General features: G+C 53.7%; 19 protein-coding genes. All 19 read left to right on the forward strand.

What is annotated here, in order from left to right; genetic code table 11:
- Positions 1-2 precede the first annotated feature (2 nt).
- Positions 3-749 carry a colanic acid biosynthesis glycosyltransferase WcaE gene (gene wcaE, locus IM282_RS09920; RefSeq protein WP_192970362.1) on the forward strand — a complete coding sequence of 249 codons (747 nt, stop codon included), beginning with the start codon at positions 3-5 and terminating at the stop codon, positions 747-749.
- Positions 750-765: 16 nt separating this feature from the next.
- The gene (wcaF, locus tag IM282_RS09925) at positions 766-1,314 is read left to right on the forward strand and encodes a colanic acid biosynthesis acetyltransferase WcaF (RefSeq protein ID WP_003863512.1); all 549 of its coding nucleotides are present in this window, start codon (positions 766-768) and stop codon (positions 1,312-1,314) included.
- Between the two features lie 24 nt (positions 1,315-1,338).
- Positions 1,339-2,460, forward strand: a complete 1,122-nt coding sequence (gene gmd / locus IM282_RS09930; protein WP_003863514.1) for a GDP-mannose 4,6-dehydratase — start codon at positions 1,339-1,341, stop codon at positions 2,458-2,460.
- Between the two features lie 2 nt (positions 2,461-2,462).
- Positions 2,463-3,428: a GDP-L-fucose synthase gene (locus tag IM282_RS09935; RefSeq protein WP_015572377.1), complete on the forward strand. Its 966-nt coding sequence runs from the start codon at positions 2,463-2,465 to the stop codon at positions 3,426-3,428.
- 2 nt (positions 3,429-3,430) lie between these two features.
- A complete protein-coding gene (locus tag IM282_RS09940) occupies positions 3,431-3,910 on the forward strand; it encodes a GDP-mannose mannosyl hydrolase (protein ID WP_072201098.1) in 480 nt (159 codons plus the stop codon).
- Positions 3,907-5,130 (forward strand): colanic acid biosynthesis fucosyltransferase WcaI, encoded by a 1,224-nt coding sequence (gene wcaI, locus IM282_RS09945; protein ID WP_022648633.1) that lies wholly within the window; start codon positions 3,907-3,909, stop codon positions 5,128-5,130. Before IM282_RS09940 ends, wcaI begins: the two co-directional genes overlap by 4 nt.
- A gap of 3 nt (positions 5,131-5,133) precedes the next feature.
- The gene (gene cpsB / locus IM282_RS09950) at positions 5,134-6,570 is read left to right on the forward strand and encodes a mannose-1-phosphate guanyltransferase (RefSeq protein WP_192970363.1); all 1,437 of its coding nucleotides are present in this window, start codon (positions 5,134-5,136) and stop codon (positions 6,568-6,570) included.
- 108 nt (positions 6,571-6,678) lie between these two features.
- Positions 6,679-8,049: a colanic acid biosynthesis phosphomannomutase CpsG gene (cpsG, locus tag IM282_RS09955; RefSeq protein WP_022648631.1), complete on the forward strand. Its 1,371-nt coding sequence runs from the start codon at positions 6,679-6,681 to the stop codon at positions 8,047-8,049.
- A 128-nt stretch (positions 8,050-8,177) separates the two neighbouring features.
- A complete protein-coding gene (wcaJ, locus tag IM282_RS09960) occupies positions 8,178-9,572 on the forward strand; it encodes an undecaprenyl-phosphate glucose phosphotransferase (RefSeq protein WP_038416372.1) in 1,395 nt (464 codons plus the stop codon).
- Between the two features lies 1 nt (position 9,573).
- Entirely contained in the window at positions 9,574-11,052 is a 1,479-nt protein-coding gene (gene wzxC / locus IM282_RS09965; protein WP_126291219.1) for a colanic acid undecaprenyl disphosphate flippase WzxC, read from the forward strand.
- A gap of 15 nt (positions 11,053-11,067) precedes the next feature.
- Positions 11,068-12,348 carry a colanic acid biosynthesis pyruvyl transferase WcaK gene (wcaK, locus tag IM282_RS09970; protein ID WP_126291221.1) on the forward strand — a complete coding sequence of 427 codons (1,281 nt, stop codon included), beginning with the start codon at positions 11,068-11,070 and terminating at the stop codon, positions 12,346-12,348.
- Positions 12,345-13,565: a colanic acid biosynthesis glycosyltransferase WcaL gene (gene wcaL, locus IM282_RS09975; protein ID WP_180243355.1), complete on the forward strand. Its 1,221-nt coding sequence runs from the start codon at positions 12,345-12,347 to the stop codon at positions 13,563-13,565. Before wcaK ends, wcaL begins: the two co-directional genes overlap by 4 nt.
- 12 nt (positions 13,566-13,577) lie before the next feature.
- The gene (gene wcaM / locus IM282_RS09980) at positions 13,578-14,969 is read left to right on the forward strand and encodes a colanic acid biosynthesis protein WcaM (RefSeq protein ID WP_192970364.1); all 1,392 of its coding nucleotides are present in this window, start codon (positions 13,578-13,580) and stop codon (positions 14,967-14,969) included.
- Between the two features lie 174 nt (positions 14,970-15,143).
- Complete coding sequence (galF, locus tag IM282_RS09985) at positions 15,144-16,040, forward strand: GalU regulator GalF (RefSeq protein WP_023306567.1); 897 nt, start codon at positions 15,144-15,146, stop codon at positions 16,038-16,040.
- Between the two features lie 359 nt (positions 16,041-16,399).
- On the forward strand, positions 16,400-17,485 hold the full coding sequence (gene rfbB, locus IM282_RS09990) for a dTDP-glucose 4,6-dehydratase (RefSeq protein ID WP_192970365.1): 1,086 nt from the start codon (positions 16,400-16,402) through the stop codon (positions 17,483-17,485).
- The gene (rfbD, locus tag IM282_RS09995) at positions 17,485-18,384 is read left to right on the forward strand and encodes a dTDP-4-dehydrorhamnose reductase (protein ID WP_192970366.1); all 900 of its coding nucleotides are present in this window, start codon (positions 17,485-17,487) and stop codon (positions 18,382-18,384) included. The genes rfbB and rfbD overlap by 1 nt, the downstream gene beginning before the upstream one ends.
- A gap of 52 nt (positions 18,385-18,436) precedes the next feature.
- Entirely contained in the window at positions 18,437-19,315 is an 879-nt protein-coding gene (gene rfbA / locus IM282_RS10000; RefSeq protein WP_045341336.1) for a glucose-1-phosphate thymidylyltransferase RfbA, read from the forward strand.
- A gap of 3 nt (positions 19,316-19,318) precedes the next feature.
- A complete protein-coding gene (rfbC, locus tag IM282_RS10005; RefSeq protein ID WP_063150030.1) occupies positions 19,319-19,855 on the forward strand; it encodes a dTDP-4-dehydrorhamnose 3,5-epimerase in 537 nt (178 codons plus the stop codon).
- Between the two features lie 14 nt (positions 19,856-19,869).
- Positions 19,870-20,971: flippase (locus IM282_RS10010; RefSeq protein ID WP_192970367.1), on the forward strand; the 1,102-nt coding region annotated here is incomplete at its 3' end.

The following is a 20,971-nucleotide window of genomic DNA, read 5'->3' on the forward strand; positions in this document are numbered from 1 at the left end:
TTATGTTTCTTAGCGTCATTACTGTCGCCTTTCGTAACCACGAAGGGGTGGTAAAAACCTGGCGCTCGCTGCGCAACCTGGCGCGCGATCCGAGCCTCACCTTTGAGTGGATCGTGGTCGATGGCGGCTCGAACGACGGCACGGCGGAGTTCCTGGAAAAACTTAACGGTGAGTTCAACTTACGTTACATCAGCGAGAAAGATAAAGGCATTTACGATGCCATGAATAAAGGCATCAACATGGCGCAGGGGCGCTACGCCATCTTCCTCAATTCCGGCGACGTGTTCCATGAAGATGTGGCGCTGTTTGCACGCCAGCTGGCGCGCCAGAAAGAAGATGCCATGTTTTTCGGTGATGCGCTGCTTGATTTCGGCGAGGGGAAAAAAGTCCTGCGCGGCGCGAAACCAGGCTGGTATATCTACCACAGCTTGCCGGCAAGCCATCAGGCTATTTTCTTTCCGATGAGCGGCCTGAAAAAGCAGCCTTACGATTTGCAATATAAAGTGTCATCAGATTATGCCCTGGCCGCCAGCCTGTACAAATCTGGCTACCCGTTCCGTCGAATTAAAGGACTGGTATCCGAATTTTCAATGGGCGGCGTGTCAACCTCGAATAATCTGGAATTGTGCCAGGATGCCAAAAACGTGCAGCGTAAAATATTACGCGTGCCGGGGTTCTGGGCGGAATTATCTTATTTCTTACGTCTGAAAACGACGGGTAAAGCGAAAGCCTTATATAACAAAGCCTGAGATATAAGGAAACGTAATGCAGGAATTAAATGGATTCTCCGTGCCGAAAGGTTTTCGGGGCGGGAGCGGTATTAAAGTTCAACTGTGGTGGGCTGTACAGGCAACGTTATTTGCCTGGTCGCCGCAAATACTGTACCGCTGGCGCGCATTTTTACTGCGTCTGTTTGGCGCAAAAATAGGAAAAAACGTAGTCATTCGTCCTTCGGTGAAAATTACTTATCCCTGGAAATTAACGCTTGGGGATTACGCCTGGGTAGGGGATGACGCGGTGTTATATACCCTTGGCGAGATTACGATTGGCGCAAATTCGGTGGTTTCACAGAAGTGTTATTTGTGCACCGGCAGCCACGATTTTATGAGCCCGCATTTTGATATTACCGCTTCGCCTGTTGTGATCGGTGAAAAATGCTGGCTGGCAACAGACGTCTTTGTTGCACCCGGTGTTTCTGTTGGCGATGGCACGGTAGTCGGTGCCCGCAGCAGCGTTTTTAAATCGCTACCGGCAAATAAAATTTGCCGTGGCAACCCCGCAGTGGTGATACGCGAACGCGTTGAAACTGATTAAATTCATAAGTAGAGGAATATAAACATGTCTAAAGTCGCTCTCATCACCGGCGTTACCGGGCAGGATGGTTCTTACCTGGCAGAGTTACTGCTGGAAAAAGGGTATGAAGTACACGGTATTAAACGTCGTGCCTCTTCATTTAACACCGAACGTGTCGATCATATTTATCAGGATCCTCACGCGGCGAACCCGAAATTCCACCTGCACTACGGCGACCTGACCGATACCTCCAACCTGACCCGCATCCTGCAGGAAGTACAGCCGGATGAAGTCTACAACCTGGGCGCGATGAGCCACGTTGCGGTTTCCTTCGAATCCCCGGAATACACCGCTGACGTGGACGCCATGGGTACGCTGCGTCTGCTGGAAGCGATTCGCTTCCTGGGTCTTGAGAAGAAAACCCGTTTCTATCAGGCATCTACCTCTGAGCTGTACGGCCTGGTGCAGGAAATTCCGCAGAAAGAGACTACGCCGTTCTACCCACGTTCTCCGTACGCGGTAGCGAAACTGTACGCTTACTGGATCACTGTGAACTACCGTGAATCCTACGGCATGTACGCCTGTAACGGCATTCTGTTCAACCACGAATCCCCACGTCGTGGCGAAACCTTCGTGACCCGTAAAATCACCCGCGCTATCGCCAACATCGCTCAGGGTCTGGAATCCTGCCTGCACCTCGGCAACATGGACTCCCTGCGTGACTGGGGCCATGCGAAAGACTACGTGAAAATGCAGTGGATGATGCTGCAGCAGGAACAGCCAGAAGACTTCGTGATCGCGACCGGCGTGCAGTACTCCGTACGTCAGTTCGTTGAGATGGCTGCGGCACAGCTGGGCATCAAGCTGCGCTTCGAAGGCACCGGCGTGGAAGAGAAGGGTATCGTTGTTTCCGTGACCGGCCACGACGCACCGGGCGTGAAGCCAGGCGACGTGATTGTTCAGGTGGATCCGCGTTACTTCCGTCCTGCTGAAGTGGAAACCCTGCTGGGCGACCCAACCAAAGCGCACGAGAAGCTGGGCTGGAAACCAGAAACCACCCTGCAAGAAATGGTATCCGAGATGGTGGCCAAAGATCTTGAAGCAGCGAAAAAACACTCCCTGCTCAAGTCCCATGGCTACGAGGTTGCCATCGCGCTGGAGTCCTGAGAATGACAAAACAACGTATTTTTGTCGCCGGTCATCGCGGAATGGTGGGTTCCGCGATTGTCCGCCAGCTTGAACAGCGCGGCGACGTTGAGGTGATTGTTCGCACGCGTGACGAGCTGAACCTGCTTGACAGCAAAGCGGTGCAAGACTTCTTCGCCAGCGAACGTATCGACCAGGTGTATCTGGCGGCGGCGAAGGTGGGCGGTATTGTCGCTAACAACACCTACCCGGCGGATTTCATCTACGAGAACATGATGATTGAGAGCAACATCATTCACGCGGCGCATCTGCACAACGTGAACAAGCTGCTGTTCCTCGGTTCATCCTGTATCTACCCAAAAATGGCGAAACAGCCGATCGCCGAGAGCGAACTGTTGCAGGGCACGCTGGAAGCCACCAACGAGCCGTACGCGATTGCCAAAATTGCCGGGATCAAGCTGTGTGAATCGTACAACCGTCAGTATAACCGCGACTATCGCTCGGTGATGCCGACCAACCTGTACGGACCGCACGACAACTTCCACCCGAGCAATTCGCACGTGATCCCGGCGCTGCTGCGTCGTTTCCACGAGGCGACTGCCGAAAACGCCCCGGACGTGGTGGTGTGGGGCAGCGGCACGCCAATGCGCGAGTTCCTGCACGTGGACGATATGGCGGCAGCCAGCATTCACGTCATGGAGCTGGATCGCGAGGTGTGGCAGGAAAATACCGAGCCGATGCTGTCGCACATTAACGTCGGGACCGGCGTGGACTGCACCATTCGCGAGCTGGCGCAGACCATCGCGCAGGTGGTGGGCTACAAAGGACGCGTGGTGTTTGATGCCACCAAACCGGACGGCACGCCGCGCAAGCTGCTGGACGTGACCCGTCTGCATCAGCTGGGCTGGTATCACGAGGTCTCACTGGAGCAGGGGCTGGCCAGCACCTACCAGTGGTTCCTGGAAAACCAGCACCGCTTCCGGGGGTAATGATGTTTTTAAGTCAGGAAGATTTTGCCACGGTGGTGCGTTCCACTCCGCTCATCTCAATTGATTTGATCGTGGAGAACGAACGCGGCGAGTTCTTGCTGGGGAAACGAACCAATCGTCCTGCACAGGGCTTCTGGTTCGTGCCCGGCGGGCGCGTGCAGAAGGATGAGACGCTAAGCGATGCGTTTGAGCGTCTCACTCTGGCGGAACTGGGCCTGCAACTGCCGATGGCAGCGGGCCAGTTTTACGGGGTCTGGCAGCACTTCTATGACGATAACTTTTCGGGCACCGGGTTCACCACGCACTATGTCGTGCTGGGGTTCCGCCTGAAGGTGAGTGAGGCAGACCTGCGTCTGCCTGATTCTCAGCATGACGATTACCGCTGGTTAACGCCAGAGGCGCTGCTGGCAAGCGACAACGTCCATGACAACAGTCGGGCGTACTTCCTTGCGGAACGTCAGGCCGAGGTGCCAGGCCTATGAAAATCCTCGTCTACGGAATTAACTACTCGCCGGAGCTTACCGGTATCGGGAAATACACCGGCGAGATGGTCGAGTGGATGGCGAGCCAGGGACATGACGTGCGGGTGATTACTGCCCCGCCGTATTACCCGGAGTGGAAGGTAGGCGAACGCTATTCCAGCTGGCGCTACCGCCGCGAAGAGGGGGCTGCGACCGTCTGGCGCTGCCCGCTCTACGTGCCGAAACAGCCCTCGACGCTGAAACGTTTAATTCATCTGGGCAGCTTTGCCCTGAGCAGTTTTTTCCCGCTGATGGCGCAGCGTCGCTGGAAGCCGGATCGCATCATCGGCGTGGTGCCGACGCTGTTCTGCACGCCAGGCATGCGCCTGCTGGGCAAACTCTCCGGCGCGCGCACCCTGCTGCACATTCAGGATTATGAAGTGGACGCCATGCTCGGACTGGGGATGGCCGGGAAAGGCAAGGGCGGCAAGGTGGCGAAGCTCGCCAGCGCCTTTGAGCGCAGCGGCCTGCACAACGTGGATTACGTCTCGACCATCTCGCGCTCGATGATGAACAAGGCGCAGGAGAAGGGTGTCCCGGCGGAGAAGGTGATCTTCTTTCCGAACTGGTCCGAAGTGGCGCGTTTCCGCGATGTGACAGACCAGGATGCGCAGGCGTTACGCGCGCAGCTCGGTTTGCCTGAAGATCAAAAAATCATTCTTTACTCAGGCAACATCGGTGAAAAACAGGGGCTGGAGAGCGTGATTGACGCCGCGCTTCAGCTGAGCGAACACCCGTGGATGTTCGTGATAGTCGGGCAGGGCGGGGGTAAAGCGCGGCTGGAAAAAATGGCCAGCGAGCGCGGACTGACCAACATCCGCTTCTTCCCGCTTCAGTCTTATGACGCGCTGCCCGCGCTGCTGAAAATGGCGGATTGCCATCTGGTGGTGCAAAAACGCGGCGCGGCGGATGCGGTGCTGCCGTCCAAGCTGACCAACATTCTGGCAGTGGGCGGAAATGCGGTGATTACGGCAGAAGCCGCAACAGAATTAGGCCAGCTGTGCAACAGCTACCCGGGCATTGCCGTTTGCGTAGAGCCAGAATCGGTTCCTGCGCTGGTGACCGGAATTGAGCAGGCACTCGCCATGCCAAAAGAGAACACGGTGGCACGTGAATATGCCGAACGCACGCTCGAGAAAGAGAACGTGCTGAGCCAATTTATTGCAGATATACGGGGATAAATCATGAGTCAAACCACTTTGTATCCGGTCGTAATGGCGGGTGGATCCGGGAGCCGGTTGTGGCCACTGTCCCGCGTGCTTTATCCAAAACAATTTCTGTGCCTGAAGGGCGACCTCACCATGCTGCAAACGACGGTTAACCGTCTGCACGGCGTGGAGTGTGAAAGCCCGGTGGTGATCTGTAACGAGCAGCACCGCTTTATCGTTGCCGAGCAACTGCGCCAGCTGAATAAACTGACCGAAAATATCATTCTGGAGCCTGCCGGACGCAACACCGCGCCTGCTATTGCTCTTGCGGCGCTGGCGGCAAAACGCAGCAGCCCGGACTGCGACCCGCTGATGCTGGTGCTGGCGGCTGACCACGTTATTCAGCAGGAAGACGCCTTCCGCGACGCGGTTCGCGCGGCGATTCCTTACGCTGAGAACGGCAAGCTGGTGACCTTCGGCATCGTGCCGGATCTCCCGGAAACCGGCTATGGCTACATTCGCCGCGGCAGCGTTACGCCTGGTGAAGGCGACAGCGTGGCCTTTGACGTGGCGCAGTTTGTCGAAAAACCGAATCTGGAAACCGCCCAGGCCTACGCGGCCAGCGGTGAATACTACTGGAACAGCGGTATGTTCCTGTTCCGCGCCGGTCGCTATCTGGAAGAGCTGGAAAAATATCGCCCGGATATCTTACATGCCTGCGAAAAAGCGATGGCGGTGGTGGATCCGGATCTCGATTTTATCCGCGTGGACGAAGAAGCCTTCCTCGCCTGTCCGGAAGAGTCCATTGACTATGCGGTGATGGAACGTACGGCAGATGCGGTAGTGGTGCCGATGGATGCGGGCTGGAGCGACGTTGGCTCCTGGTCGTCACTGTGGGAGATTAGCGCGCATACCCCGGAGGGTAACGTCCATCACGGTGATGTGATCAGCCACAAAACGGAAAACAGCTACGTCTACGCCGAATCTGGCCTTGTCACCACGGTAGGGGTGAAAGATCTGGTGGTCGTGCAGACCAAAGACGCGGTGCTGATTGCCGACCGTAATGCCGTGCAGGACGTTAAAAAAGTGGTGGAGAAGATCAAGGCCGATGGCCGCCACGAACACCATATTCACCGTGAAGTCTACCGCCCGTGGGGCAAATATGACTCCATTGACGCTGGCGAGCGTTACCAGGTGAAACGCATCACCGTGAAGCCGGGTGAAGGGCTGTCGGTGCAGATGCACCATCACCGCGCCGAACACTGGGTAGTGGTGGCGGGAACCGCCAAAGTGACCATCAACGGTGAAGTGAAGCTGCTCGGTGAAAACGAGTCCATTTATATTCCGCTGGGTGCCACGCACTGCCTGGAAAACCCGGGGAAAATTCCACTCGACTTAATTGAGGTGCGTTCCGGTTCGTATCTGGAAGAGGACGATATCGTGCGCTTCCAGGACCGCTACGGGCGGGTGTAGCGCCGTCTTAACGCCGGATGGCGCTTCGCTTATCCGGCCTACGAATGAATAAAAAACAATTAAGCCTGTTAACGGGCGGGCCAACTGTTGCCTGAAAAAGGGGTCATCATGGAAAAATTAACCTGTTTTAAAGCCTACGATATTCGCGGCAAGCTGGGCGAAGAGCTGAACGAAGACATTGCGTGGCGCATCGGCCGCGCGTACGGCGAATACCTGAAACCACAAACTATCGTGCTGGGCGGCGACGTGCGTCTCACCAGCGAATCCCTGAAACTGGCGCTGGCGAAAGGGCTACAGGACGCGGGCGTCGACGTGCTGGACATTGGCCTTTCCGGTACCGAAGAGATCTATTTTGCCACCTTCCACCTGGGCGTGGACGGCGGTATCGAAGTGACGGCCAGCCATAACCCGATGGACTACAACGGCATGAAGCTGGTGCGCAAGGGCGCGCGTCCTATCAGCGGCGACACCGGTCTGCGCGACGTGCAGCGTTTGGCCGAGGCCAACGACTTCCCGCCGGTGAACGAAGCGAAGCGCGGCAGCTATAAGCAGATCAACCTGCAAAAAGAGTACATCGACCACCTGCTGGGCTACATCAACGTGGCGAACCTCAAACCGCTGAAGCTGGTGATTAACTCCGGCAACGGCGCGGCAGGCCCGGTTGTCGATGCACTTGAAGCCCGCTTTAAGGCGCTGAACGTGCCGGTGACCTTCGTCAAAGTGCACAACACGCCTGACGGAAACTTCCCGAACGGTATTCCTAACCCGCTGCTGCCGGAGTGCCGCGACGACACCCGCAACGCGGTGATTGAGCACGGCGCCGATATGGGTATCGCCTTTGACGGCGATTTCGACCGCTGCTTCCTGTTCGACGAGAAAGGGCAGTTTATCGAAGGCTACTATATCGTTGGCCTGCTGGCGGAAGCGTTCCTCGAGAAAAACCCGGGGGCGAAAATCATTCACGATCCGCGCCTCTCCTGGAACACCGTCGACGTGGTGAAGGCCGCGGGCGGCGAGCCGGTGATGTCCAAAACCGGCCACGCGTTTATCAAAGAGCGTATGCGCGAGGAAGACGCCATCTACGGCGGCGAGATGAGCGCCCACCACTATTTCCGTGATTTTGCCTACTGCGACAGCGGGATGATCCCGTGGCTGCTGGTAACCGAGCTGCTGTGCCTGAAAGGACAGAGCCTGGGCGAACTGGTGCGCGACCGCATGGCGGCGTTCCCGGCGAGCGGCGAGATCAACAGCAAACTGGCACAGCCAGCCGAGGCCATCGCCCGCGTCGAACAGCACTTTGCCATTCATGCGCTGGAAATTGACCGTACGGATGGTATCAGCATGGCGTTCCCGCAGTGGCGCTTCAACCTGCGCTCCTCCAACACCGAGCCGGTGGTGCGCCTGAACGTGGAGTCCCGCGCCGATACCGCGCTGATGGAAGCCCGAACGAAGGACATTCTGGCGCTGTTGAATCAGTAAAAAGAAAACCTTACCCCTCACCCTAACCCTCTCCCCAAAGGGGAGAGGGAACTTGAACACCCTCTCCCCTTTGGGGAGAGGGCCGGGGTGAGGGGCGAGGGGAAAGGTTTAGAACTAAAGGAACAACGATGACAAATCTAAAAAAGCGCGAGCGAGCGAGAACGAATGCATCGTTAATCTCTATGGTGCAGCGTTTTTCTGATATCACCATCATGGTCGGCGGACTGTGGGCGGTGTGTTGGGTCAGCGGGCAGTCGTTCTTATACATGCACTTGCTGATGGCGTTGATTGCGCTGGTGGTGTTTCAGATGATCGGCGGCATGACCGATTTCTATCGTTCATGGCGTGGCGTCAAAATGACCACCGAACTGATGCTGCTGCTCCAGAACTGGACCTTAAGCCTGATTTTCAGCGCAGGCCTGGTGGCGTTCAGCCATGATTTTGATAATCGGCTTGTGACCTATCTCTGCTGGTATCTGTTAACCAGCGTTGGCATGGTGGTCTGCCGCTCGCTGATCCGCTTTGGCGCGGGCTGGCTGCGCAACCGTGGGTATAACCGTCGCTTTGTTGCCGTGGCGGGCGACCTGCCGGTGGGACAGGTGTTGCTCGACAGCTTCCGCAAAGAGCCGTGGTTAGGTTTTGAAGTGGTCGGCGTTTATCACGACGCGAAGCCCGGCGGCGTACCATCTGACTGGGCGGGCAGCTACGAACAGCTGATAGAAGACGCGAAAGCCGGCAAAATTCACAACGTCTACATCGCCATGCAGATGAAAGATGAATCCCGCATCAAGACACTGATGCGCGAGCTGGCCGATACCACCTGCTCGGTGATCCTCATCCCTGACGTGTTTACCTTCAATATTCTCCACTCCCGTATTGAAGAGGTGAACGGGGTACCGGTTGTTCCGTTGTACGACACGCCGCTGTCGGGGATTAACCGCGTGCTGAAGCGCGTGGAGGATATCGTACTTTCGTCCCTGATCCTGCTGCTCATCTCCCCGGTGCTGTGCTGCATTGCGCTGGCGGTGAAGCTCAGCTCTCCAGGGCCGATCATCTTCCGTCAGACCCGCTACGGCATGGACGGTAAGCCGATCATGGTGTGGAAATTCCGCTCCATGAAGGTGATGGAGAACGACAAGGTGGTGACCCAGGCGACGCAGAACGATCCGCGCGTCACCCGCGTGGGCAACTTCCTTCGCCGCACCTCGCTGGACGAGCTGCCGCAGTTCATTAACGTGTTCACCGGCGGGATGTCCATCGTCGGGCCGCGTCCTCACGCTGTTGCCCACAACGAGCAGTATCGCACCCTGATTGAAGGCTACATGCTGCGCCATAAGGTGAAGCCGGGCATCACCGGCTGGGCGCAGATTAACGGCTGGCGCGGCGAGACCGACACGCTGGAAAAAATGGAAAAACGCATCGAGTTCGACCTGGAGTATATCCGCGAGTGGAGCCTCTGGTTCGATATCAAGATTGTTTTTCTGACCATTTTCAAAGGTTTCGTGAACAAAGCGGCGTACTAAGATGAGCTTACGAGAAAAAACCATCAGCGGCGCAAAATGGTCAGCCATGGCCACCATCGTCATCATTGGCCTCGGCCTGGTGCAGATGACGGTGCTGGCGCGCATTATCGATAACCACCAGTTTGGTCTGCTGACCGTCTCGCTGGTGATTATCGCCCTGGCCGATACGCTGTCGGACTTTGGTATCGCCAACTCCATTATCCAGCGCAAAGAGATCAGCCATCTTGAGCTGACCACCCTCTACTGGCTGAACGTCGGGCTGGGTATCTTCGTCTTTGTGCTGGTGTTCCTGCTGAGCGATGTGATTGCCGGCGTGCTGCATAACCCGGACCTGGCGCCGCTGATGCGCACCCTGTCGTTTGCTTTCGTGGTGATCCCGCACGGGCAGCAGTTCCGCGCGCTGATGCAGAAAGAGCTGGAGTTCAATAAGATAGGCATGATTGAAACCAGCGCCGTGCTGGCGGGCTTTACCTTCACCGTTGTCAGCGCCCATTTCTGGCCGCTGGCGATGACCGCCATTCTCGGCTACCTCGTTAACTCTGCCGTGCGCACGCTGCTGTTTGGCTTCTTTGGCCGCAAGATTTATCGCCCGGGACTGCATTTTTCGCTGGCGTCTGTTTCATCCAACCTACGCTTCGGCGCGTGGCTGACGGCAGACAGCATTATCAACTATGTGAATACTAACCTCTCTACGCTGGTGTTGGCGCGCATTTTGGGCGCGAGCGTCGCGGGCGGCTACAACCTGGCGTATAACGTCGCGGTTGTCCCACCGATGAAGCTCAACCCAATCATTACCCGCGTGCTGTTCCCGGCGTTCGCCAAAATTCAGGACGATACCGAGAAGCTGCGCGTGAACTTTTACAAGCTGCTCTCCGTGGTGGGGATCATCAACTTCCCGGTACTGCTGGGGCTGATGGTGGTCGCCAGCAATTTCGTACCGCTGGTGTTTGGCGAGAAGTGGAACAGCATCATCCCGATCCTGCAACTGCTGTGCGTTGTGGGGCTGCTGCGCTCGGTGGGGAATCCAATTGGTTCTCTGCTGATGGCGAAGGCGCGCGTGGATATCAGCTTCAAGTTCAACGTGTTTAAAACCTTCCTGTTTATTCCGGCAATCATTGTGGGCGGGCACATGGCGGGCGCCATTGGCGTGACGCTCGGCTTCCTGCTGGTGCAGATCGTCAATACCGTGCTGAGCTACTTCGTGATGATCAAACCGGTTCTGGGCTCCAGCTACCGTCAGTACATTCTCAGCCTGTGGCTGCCGTTTTATCTCTCCTTACCGACACTGGCGGTGAGCTACGGTCTGGGCGTGGTGCTCAACGGGCATCTGCCGCTGGCGGCGCTGCTTGCGGTGCAGGTCGCGACAGGCGCGCTGGCATTCGGCGTGATGATTGTACTGTCACGCAATGCGCTGGTGGTTGAGATAAAGCGCCAGTTTTGCCGTAACGAAAAAATGAAAACGCTGCTTCGCGCAGGCTAATTTTACGAGGCCATTATGAAATTACTTATTCTTGGCAACCATACCTGCGGCAACCGTGGCGACAGCGCCATCCTGCGCGGTTTATTGGATGCAATTAACACCCTTAAGCCTGAGACAGAAGTGGATGTGATGAGCCGTTATCCGGTCAGCTCATCCTGGTTACTGAACCGCCCGGTGATGGGCGACCCGCTCTACAGCCAGATGAAACAGCACAACAACGCTGCGGGCGTGATGGGGCGCGTGAAGAAAGTACTGCGTCGCCGCTACCAGCATCAGGTGCTACTTTCTCGCGTAACCGACACCGGCAAGCTGCGCAACATCGCCATCGCGCAGGGCTTTACCGATTTCGTGCGTCTGCTGTCCGGCTATGACGCCATTATTCAGGTGGGCGGTTCGTTCTTCGTCGACCTGTACGGCGTGCCGCAGTTTGAGCATGCGCTCTGCACCTTTATGGCGAAAAAACCGCTGTTTATGATTGGCCACAGCGTCGGGCCGTTCCAGGATCCGCAGTTCAACCAGCTGGCGAACTATGTCTTCGGCCACTGTGACGCGCTGATCCTGCGCGAATCGGTCAGCCTCGACATGATGAAGCGCAGCGAAATCGACACCACCAAAGTGGAGCACGGCGTAGACACCGCCTGGCTGGTGGATCATCAGGATGACAGCTTCCAGGCCAGCTACGCGGTACAGCACTGGCTGGACGTGGCGGCAAAACAGAAAACCGTCGCCATTACCCTGCGTGAACTTGCGCCGTTCGATAAACGCCTCGGCACGACTCAGGCGGCGTATGAAAAAGCCTTTGCCGAGGTGGTGAACCGCGTGCTGGACAGCGGTTACCAGGTGCTGGCGCTTTCCACCTGTACCGGTATCGACAGCTACAACAAAGATGACCGCATGGTGGCGCTCAACCTGCGCAACCTGGTCAACGACCCATCCCGCTACCACGTGGTGATGGACGAGCTGAACGACCTGGAGATGGGCAAGCTGCTCTCCGCCTGCGAACTGACCGTGGGCACGCGTCTGCACTCAGCCATTATCTCGATGAACTTCGGCACGCCAGCCATCGCCATCAACTACGAACACAAGTCCGCGGGCATTATGCAGCAGCTCGGTATGCCGGAAATGGCCGTCGATATTCGTCATCTGCTGGACGGATCGCTGGGTGCGATGGTGGGCGACACGCTCGGCCAGCTGCCTGCGATCAACGAACGTCTGGCGGTGGCGGTGAAAGCCGAACGCGAAAAAGGTATTGGCATGGTGAAATCCGTCCTCGACCGCGTCCGGGAGGGGAAATGAAGGTTGGTTTCTTCTTACTGAAATTTCCGCTGTCGTCTGAAACTTTTGTGCTGAACCAAATCACCGCGTTTATCGATATGGGGTATGACGTGGAGATTATCGCCCTGCAAAAGGGCGATACGCAAAACACCCATGCGGCGTATACCCAGTATGGGCTGGAGGCGAAAACCCGCTGGTTGCAGGACGAACCCGCCGGACGGATGAACAAACTGCGCCATCGCGCCGGACAGACGCTGCGCGGCCTGCATCGCGCCTCGACGTGGCGGGCGCTGAATATGTCGCGCTATGGGGCGGAGGCCCGCAACCTGATCTTATCCGCCATTTGTGGGCAAACGACCCAGCCGTACCGGGCCGATGTCTTTATCGCTCACTTTGGCCCGGCTGGCGTCACGGCGGCAAAACTGCGTGAGCTGGGGGTGATTGACGGCAAAATCGCCACCATTTTCCACGGTATCGATATCTCCAGCCGTGAAGTGCTGAACCACTACACGCCGGAATATCAGCAGCTGTTTCGCCGTGGTGACATGATGCTGCCGATAAGCGACCTGTGGGCCGGGCGCCTGAAAACCATGGGGTGCCCGAGCGAGAAAATCACCGTTTCACGCATGGGCGTGGACATGGAACGCTTCACCCAGCGACCTGTCAAGGTGCCGGGCAAGCCGCTGCAAATTATCTCTGTTGCCCGCCTGACCGAAAAGAAAGGTCTGCACGTAGCCATCGAAGCCTGTCGGCAGCTGAAGGCACGCGGTGTGGACTTCCACTACCGCATCCTGGGTATCGGGCCGTGGGAACGTCGCCTGCGCACGCTGATCGAACAGTATCAGCTGGAAGACGTGGTCGAGATGCCCGGCTTCAAGCCGAGCCACGAAGTGAAAGCCATGCTCGATGACGCGGATGTGTTCCTGCTGCCTTCCGTAACCGGCGCCGACGGCGATATGGAAGGCATTCCCGTGGCGCTGATGGAGGCGATGGCCGTCGGCATTCCGGTGGTCTCGACGTTACACAGCGGCATCCCGGAGCTGATCACCTCTGAGCATTCCGGCTGGCTGGTCCCTGAAAACAATGCGCTGGCGCTGGCGGACCGTCTGGCCGCGTTCAGCGATATCGATCAGCAGACGCTGATCCCTGTGCTGCAAAATGCGCGGCAAAAAGTTGAAGCAGAATTCAATCAGCAGGTGATTAATCGCCAGTTAGCGAGCCTGCTGCAAACGCTGTAACGCTGAGGTTGTATGCTGAATAAGATTACCCGACGCCGATTTGTCTCTTCTTTATCCGTCCTGGCTGCTATGCCGCTGTTGTCGCCCCGCGCTGCGCGGGCGGCAACCGGGAAGACGGTTTCTGTCGATCGCTACAACAATAACGACTGGATCGCCGCCTTCAGGCAGGCATTTGCCGAGGGCGATACCGTTGTTGTTCCCGCCGGGTTAACCTGTGAAAACATCAATACCGGCATTTTCATTCCTGATGGCAAAACCCTGCTGATCCGCGGTGCGCTGAAGGGCAACGGGCGCGGGCGGTTTGTGCTTCAGGAGGGCTGCGAGGTCATTGGGGAAGGAGAAGGGCGCACGCATAACATCACGCTGGACGTGCGTGGCTCCGACTGTGTCATTAAAGGGCTGGCGATGAGCGGCTTCGGCCCCGTCACCCAGATCTACATCGGCGGTAAAAAACGGCGAGTGATGCGCAACCTGCTCATCGATAACATCACCGTGACGCAGGCCAACTACGCGATCCTGCGTCAGGGGTTCCACAATCAGGTGGACGGTGCGCGCATTACCAACAGTAAATTCAGCCACTTGCAGGGTGACGCGATTGAGTGGAACGTGGCGATTAACGACCGTAACATCCTGATCTCGGACCACGTGATCGATAACATCAACTGCACCAACGGCAAGATCAACTGGGGCATAGGCATTGGGCTGGCCGGCAGTACGTACGACAATGATTATCCGGAACAGCAGACCGTTAAAAACTTCGTGGTGGCAAATATCACCGGCAGCAACTGTCGGCAGCTGGTGCATGTCGAAAACGGTAAACACTTTGTGATCCGTAATATCAAGGCCAGCAATATTACTCCTGACTTCAGTAAAAAGGCCGGAATTGATAACGCGACGGTAGCTATTTATGGCTGTGATAATTTCGTTATTGATAATGTCGATATGGTCAACAGCGCCGGAATGCTAATTGGCTATGGCGTGATCAAGGGCGATTATCTGTCGATACCGCAGAACTTCAAACTTAACGATATTCGCCTGGATAACCGACAGCTTGCCTATAAGCTGCGCGGAATACAGATTTCCTCCGGCAATGCCACGTCGTTTGTTGCCATCACCAACGTGGAGATGCAGCGGGCAACGCTTGAGCTGCATAATAAACCCCAACACCTTTTCTTACGTAATATCAACGTGTTGCAGGAGTCAACGACGGGACCGGCTCTGAAGATGAACTTCGATTTGCGCAAAGACGTGCGCGGGAAATTTATGGCTAAAAACGAGACGTTGCTGTCGCTTGCGAACATAAAAGCGGTTAATGAAAAGGGGCAGAGCTCGGTGGATATTGATCGCGTTGATCAACACGTGGTGAATACGGAACGGTTGAATTTTGCGCTGCCGCACAGGTAATCATCCAGACTATTTTGCGACAATTCCTGGAACGAAATCGCGATCTATTCAGATTACAACTACTGTAATTTGTGGTGGGGTGACCTAGGATTACTTCATATTTACGGCAAAACATGCTGGCGAAAACAGGTTTAAAAGCTATAATTCGTCAACCATTTTAAGGTGGAAGAAATAATGATTAATTTGAAAGCAGTCATACCGGTAGCGGGTCTGGGCATGCATATGTTGCCAGCCACGAAGGCAATTCCTAAAGAGATGCTGCCGATCGTTGACAAGCCGATGATTCAGTACATCGTCGACGAGATTGTTGCTGCAGGGATCAAAGAAATCGTTCTGGTGACGCACTCTTCGAAGAATGCGGTAGAGAACCACTTCGACACCTCTTATGAACTCGAAGCGTTGCTTGAGCAGCGCGTTAAGCGTCAGCTTCTGGCGGAAGTTCAGTCTATCTGCCCTCCTGGCGTGACCATCATGAACGTGCGTCAGGCGCAGCCGCTGGGTTTGGGCCACTCGATCCTGTGCGCGCGTCCGGTCGTAGGCGATAACCCGTTTATCGTGGTATTGCCCGATATCATCATTGATACCGCCTCTGCCGATCCGCTGCGTTACAACCTGGCGGCAATGGTTGCACGCTTCAACGAAACGGGTCGCAGCCAGGTGCTGGCGAAACGTATGAAGGGTGATCTCTCTGAGTACTCTGTTATTCAGACTAAAGAGCCGCTGGAGTCGGAAGGGCAGGTGAGCCGTATCGTTGAGTTTATCGAAAAACCCGATCAGCCGCAGACCCTGGACTCCGACCTGATGGCAGTTGGTCGTTATGTGCTGAATGCGGATATCTGGGCTGAGCTGGAAAAAACCGAGCCGGGTGCCTGGGACCGTATCCAGCTGACCGATGCGATTGCTGAGCTGGCGAAGAAGCAGTCGGTTGATGCCATGCTGATGACCGGTGACAGCTATGACTGCGGTAAGAAAATGGGGTATATGCAGGCGTTTGTGAACTATGGCCTGCGTAACCTGAAGGAAGGGGCGAAGTTCAGAAGCCGGATTGAGAAGTTGCTGGCTAACGACTGATAGTCCTTCCGCAGTCTGAAAGACTTTATGCGCGGCAGCCATCATTTTGTTATGTTGTTACATAAACAAAATGATGGCTGCCGCTTTTTGTTATTAATTCCTGTGATAACAGAGAGTTACCTGCTTCAAATCTGGACTGATTTGTAACGATTTGTGCTTGTTTCCGAGTCCATTTAGGACGACAATTAACGCCAGTTTTTTGTCTGAAATCAGACAGTCAATTTTATATTCAATACTCGCTCAGTGCACTGGTAGCTGTTAAGCCAGGGGCGGTAGCGTGCAAAAATTTCTAATCCTGAATTAATACCAGGATTAAGAACGCCAATATCTCGACATATCTACAAAACGGAATAGATAACGTGAAAATTCTTGTGACGGGTGGGGCCGGCTTTATCGGCTCAGCGGTTGTACGACATATTATTACCAATACCCAGGATGAAGTCGTCAATGTGGATAAACTGACGTATGCCGGTAACCTGGAATCCCTTAACGATGTCAGCGCCAGCGAACGTTATGTGTTTGAGCATGCGGATATTTGTGATAAAGCGGCTATGGACCGTATTTTTGTTGAGCATAAACCGGATGCGGTGATGCACCTCGCGGCAGAAAGCCACGTTGACCGTTCCATTACCGGCCCGGCGGCATTTATTGAAACCAACATTGTTGGGACCTATGTGCTTCTGGAAGCTGCCCGTGCTTACTGGTCAACGCTCGATGACGCAGCGAAAAAAGCGTTTCGCTTCCATCATATCTCCACCGATGAAGTTTACGGCGATCTTCCGCATCCGGATGAACATCCGGCATCCTCAGAGCTTCCGCTGTTTACCGAAACCACAGCCTACGCGCCAAGCAGTCCGTACTCTGCCTCCAAAGCATCCAGCGACCATCTTGTTCGTGCGTGGCTGCGCACTTACGGCTTCCCGACCATCGTGACTAACTGTTCGAATAACTACGGACCGTATCATTTCCCTGAGAAGCTGATCCCGCTTGTGATCTTGAACGCCCTGGACGGTAAAGCGTTGCCGATTTACGGCAAAGGCGACCAGATCCGCGACTGGCTCTATGTAGAAGACCATGCGCGTGCGCTTTACACCGTTGTGACTCAGGGCAAACCGGGTGAGACTTACAACATCGGTGGTCATAACGAAAAGCAAAACCTGGACGTTGTGCACACTATTTGCGATCTACTGGATGAGATCGTCCCGAAAGAAGGCTCTTACCGCGACCAAATTACCTATGTTGCCGATCGACCAGGCCATGACCGCCGCTATGCGATTGATGCGCATAAAATTGGCGTTGAGCTGGGCTGGAAGCCTGAAGAGACGTTCGAAAGTGGGATCCGTAAGACCGTAGAATGGTATCTGAGCAACCAGGACTGGGTTAACAACGTAAAAAGTGGTGCTTATAAAACCTGGATCGAACAGAACTATGGGGAACGTCAATAATGAACATTCTTCTGTTCGGCAAAACAGGTCAGGTGGGTTGGGAGCTTCAGCGCGCGCTGGCGCCACTTGGCAATTTGATTGCGCTTGATGTGCATTCTAAAGATTACTGTGGCGATTTCAGCAACCCGGAAGGGATTGCTGAGACGGTTCGTAATATCAAACCGGATGTGATCGTCAACGCAGCTGCACATACCGCAGTGGATAAAGCAGAATCAGAGCCAGAGTTTGCACAGCTATTGAATGCGACAAGCGTTGAGGCTATCGCCAAAGAAGCTGCAAAGATTGGCGCCTGGGTTGTTCACTACTCCACGGATTACGTCTTCCCCGGTGATGGCGAAACCCCCTGGAGTGAGACGGATGCGACGGCACCGCTGAATGTTTATGGTCAGACGAAACTGGATGGCGAGAAAGTATTGCAGGATAACTGCCCTAATCACCTGATTTTCCGTACCAGCTGGGTATATGCAGGTAAAGGCAACAATTTTGCTAAGACCATGCTGCGTCTGGCGAAAGAACGCAAGGAACTTTCCGTCATTAATGATCAGGTGGGTGCCCCAACCGGCGCTGAGCTGTTAGCCGACTGTACCGCACACGCCATTCGTGTAGCGATGATGAAACCCGAAGTTGCCGGGCTTTACCATCTGGTCGCTTCTGAGACGACAACCTGGTACGACTATGCGGCGTTGGTGTTTGAAGAAGCCCAAAAGGCAGGCGTTGAGTTGGCGATTGAAAAGCTGAATGCTGTACCAACTACGGCATATCCGACGCCTGCGCGTCGCCCGCATAACTCACGCTTAAATACCATGAAGTTCCAGCAGAACTTCAACCTGGTCTTGCCAGCATGGCAGGTTGGTGTGAAACGTATGCTTGCTGAGCTTTTCACGACGCAATCCATTTAATCAATTGAAAAATGCCCGTTTACGGGCATTTCGTGTTTATAGAGAAATTATAATGGCTACACGTAAAGGTATTATCCTTGCCGGCGGATCCGGCACTCGTCTCTACCCTGTGACCATGGCTGTAAGCAAGCAACTGCTGCCAATTTACGACAAACCCATGATTTACTACCCGCTGTCTACGCTGATGCTGGCAGGGATTAAAGATATTCTGATCATCAGTACGCCGCAGGATACCCCGCGCTTTGAGCAGCTTCTGGGTGACGGTAGCCAGTGGGGGCTAAACCTTCAGTATAAGGTCCAGCCAAGCCCGGATGGACTGGCACAGGCCTTTATCATTGGCGAAGAGTTTATTGGTGACGATAGCTGTGCGCTGGTGCTGGGCGATAACATTTTCTATGGTCATGACTTGCCAAAACAGCTGGAAGCAGCAGTAAACAAAGGTGACGGTGCAACCGTATTCGCTTACCACGTCAACGATCCTGAACGTTATGGCGTGGTAGAGTTCGATAAAGATGGCACGGCAATCAGCCTGGAAGAGAAACCGCTGGAGCCGAAGAGCAACTATGCCGTTACGGGACTCTATTTCTACGATAACGATGTAGTGGAAATGGCAAAGAACCTGAAGCCTTCTGCGCGCGGTGAGCTGGAAATTACTGACATCAACCGTATTTATCTGGAGCAGGGTCGTCTGTCTGTTGCAATGATGGGCCGTGGGTATGCGTGGCTGGATACCGGTACACACCAGAGCCTGATCGAGGCAAGCAACTTTATTGCGACGATTGAAGAGCGTCAGGGATTGAAAGTGTCCTGCCCGGAAGAGATTGCGTATCGCAAAGGGTTTATTGATGCAGAGCAGGTGAAGAAGCTGGCTGAACCATTGAAGAAAAATGCCTATGGCCAGTACCTGCTGAAGATGATTAAAGGTTATTAAGACATGAACGTAATTAAAACTGATATTCCTGATGTGCTGATTTTTGAACCAAAAGTATTTGGTGACGATCGTGGTTTTTTCTTTGAAAGTTTCAGCCAGAAAGTGTTTGAAGAGGCGGTAGGGCGTAAAGTTGAGTTTGTGCAGGACAATCATTCAAAATCCTGTAAAGGCGTTCTGCGTGGTCTACATTATCAACTTGAACCCTATGCACAGGGCAAACTCGTGCGTTGTGTCGCTGGGGAAGTATTTGATGTAGCGGTTGATATTCGAAAATCTTCGCCAACGTTTGGGAAATGGGTTGGTGTGAATCTTTCTGCTGAAAATAAACGGCAGCTTTGGATCCCTGAAGGGTTTGCCCATGGATTTCTGGTACTAAGTGATATTGCAGAATTTGTATATAAAACTACAAATTACTATCATCCAGAAAGTGACCGTGGATTGCTGTGGAATGATGAATCGTTTTCGATAAAATGGCCTATTGAAGGAAGCCCAATCTTATCTGATAAAGATAAGAAAGCAAAAAAGATGACTGATCTTTAATTAAGAGAAATCTTGTGAGTTTAATAAAAAACACATTTTGGAATCTTAGCGGTTATATTATACCTTCTTTGATAGCTATTCCATCGCTAGGATATTTAGCAAGACATTTAGGCCCTGAGAAATTTGGGCTTTTTACATTGGCTACGGCACTTGTAGGTTATGCTAGTATTTTCGATGCAGGACTTACCAGAGCCGTTATTAGGGAAATATCATTTTATAGAGATAACTCACAAGAAGTAAAGAAAATAGTATCTAATTCGACAGTAATTCTTACAATGCTTGGCTTCCTCGGAGGGGGATGTATTTATTTTGGAGCAGGAAATATAGTTGGTTTCCTAAATGTCAAAGAAGCGTTACGCGTTGAAACAAAAACCGCTATAGAAATACTTGGCATAACGCTCCCACTTTTTTTGCTTAATCAAGCTTGGTTGGGAATATTAGAAGGCTATGAGAAATTCAAGAAAATTAATTTTATCAAAACTTTCAATAGCTCGTTTATAGTAGGGCTGCCAGCTTTTTTTGTTTTCTTCAATAATTCATTGGTCTATGCAGTGATTGGTTTGCTCACTGCTCGTTTATTATCAATAATAATTACATTTGTAGCATGTAAGCATCATATATTAAAGTCAGGTCTGAGACTGGACTATGGAACAGCTACTAGGTTATTAAAATATGGTGGGTGGATTACTGTAAGTAATATCATTAGCCCTTTAATGGCATATTTAGATAGGTTTTTCATATCAAATATACTTGGTGCAGCACATGTTGCCTTCTATACAGCACCGTCTGAAGGAGTGCAACGATTATCCATATTCCCAGGAGCCCTATCTAGAGCGGTTTTCCCCAAATTAAGCAGTTTAAGTGCAAAAAACGAAAAAAATAAGCAAAAAAAATTAGCGTACTTATTAATGGCTGGAGCTATTTTTCCACTTTGTTTAATAGGATTTGTCTTTTCAGAAGAAATTATGGTCACATGGATGGGCACGGAATTCTCTGGTGTGCCATCGTTAATTTTAAAAATTCTTATTATTGGTTATTTTTTTAATTGCATAGCACAAATACCTTTTGCTGATATACAGGCCTCGGGTAAATCTAAAACTACGGCAATGTTACATC

The organism is Enterobacter cloacae complex sp. P29RS (assembly GCF_014893445.1).
GTDB lineage: Bacteria > Pseudomonadota > Gammaproteobacteria > Enterobacterales > Enterobacteriaceae > Enterobacter > Enterobacter intestinihominis.

Bases quoted from the DNA above. Each gene is read 5' to 3' on its own strand.
- wcaM (WP_192970364.1), top strand. From the start codon at position 13,578: ATGCTGAATAAGATTACCCGACGCCGATTTGTCTCTTCTTTATCCGTC.
- wzxC (WP_126291219.1), top strand. From the start codon at position 9,574: ATGAGCTTACGAGAAAAAACCATCAGCGGCGCAAAATGGTCAGCCATG.
- rfbA (WP_045341336.1), top strand. From the start codon at position 18,437: ATGGCTACACGTAAAGGTATTATCCTTGCCGGCGGATCCGGCACTCGT.
- wcaK (WP_126291221.1), top strand. From the start codon at position 11,068: ATGAAATTACTTATTCTTGGCAACCATACCTGCGGCAACCGTGGCGAC.
- wcaI (WP_022648633.1), top strand. From the start codon at position 3,907: ATGAAAATCCTCGTCTACGGAATTAACTACTCGCCGGAGCTTACCGGT.
- gmd (WP_003863514.1), top strand. From the start codon at position 1,339: ATGTCTAAAGTCGCTCTCATCACCGGCGTTACCGGGCAGGATGGTTCT.
- wcaE (WP_192970362.1), top strand. From the start codon at position 3: ATGTTTCTTAGCGTCATTACTGTCGCCTTTCGTAACCACGAAGGGGTG.
- rfbC (WP_063150030.1), top strand. From the start codon at position 19,319: ATGAACGTAATTAAAACTGATATTCCTGATGTGCTGATTTTTGAACCA.
- IM282_RS09940 (WP_072201098.1), top strand. From the start codon at position 3,431: ATGTTTTTAAGTCAGGAAGATTTTGCCACGGTGGTGCGTTCCACTCCG.
- galF (WP_023306567.1), top strand. From the start codon at position 15,144: ATGATTAATTTGAAAGCAGTCATACCGGTAGCGGGTCTGGGCATGCAT.
- cpsG (WP_022648631.1), top strand. From the start codon at position 6,679: ATGGAAAAATTAACCTGTTTTAAAGCCTACGATATTCGCGGCAAGCTG.
- rfbD (WP_192970366.1), top strand. From the start codon at position 17,485: ATGAACATTCTTCTGTTCGGCAAAACAGGTCAGGTGGGTTGGGAGCTT.
- IM282_RS09935 (WP_015572377.1), top strand. From the start codon at position 2,463: ATGACAAAACAACGTATTTTTGTCGCCGGTCATCGCGGAATGGTGGGT.
- wcaJ (WP_038416372.1), top strand. From the start codon at position 8,178: ATGACAAATCTAAAAAAGCGCGAGCGAGCGAGAACGAATGCATCGTTA.
- wcaL (WP_180243355.1), top strand. From the start codon at position 12,345: ATGAAGGTTGGTTTCTTCTTACTGAAATTTCCGCTGTCGTCTGAAACT.
- cpsB (WP_192970363.1), top strand. From the start codon at position 5,134: ATGAGTCAAACCACTTTGTATCCGGTCGTAATGGCGGGTGGATCCGGG.
- wcaF (WP_003863512.1), top strand. From the start codon at position 766: ATGCAGGAATTAAATGGATTCTCCGTGCCGAAAGGTTTTCGGGGCGGG.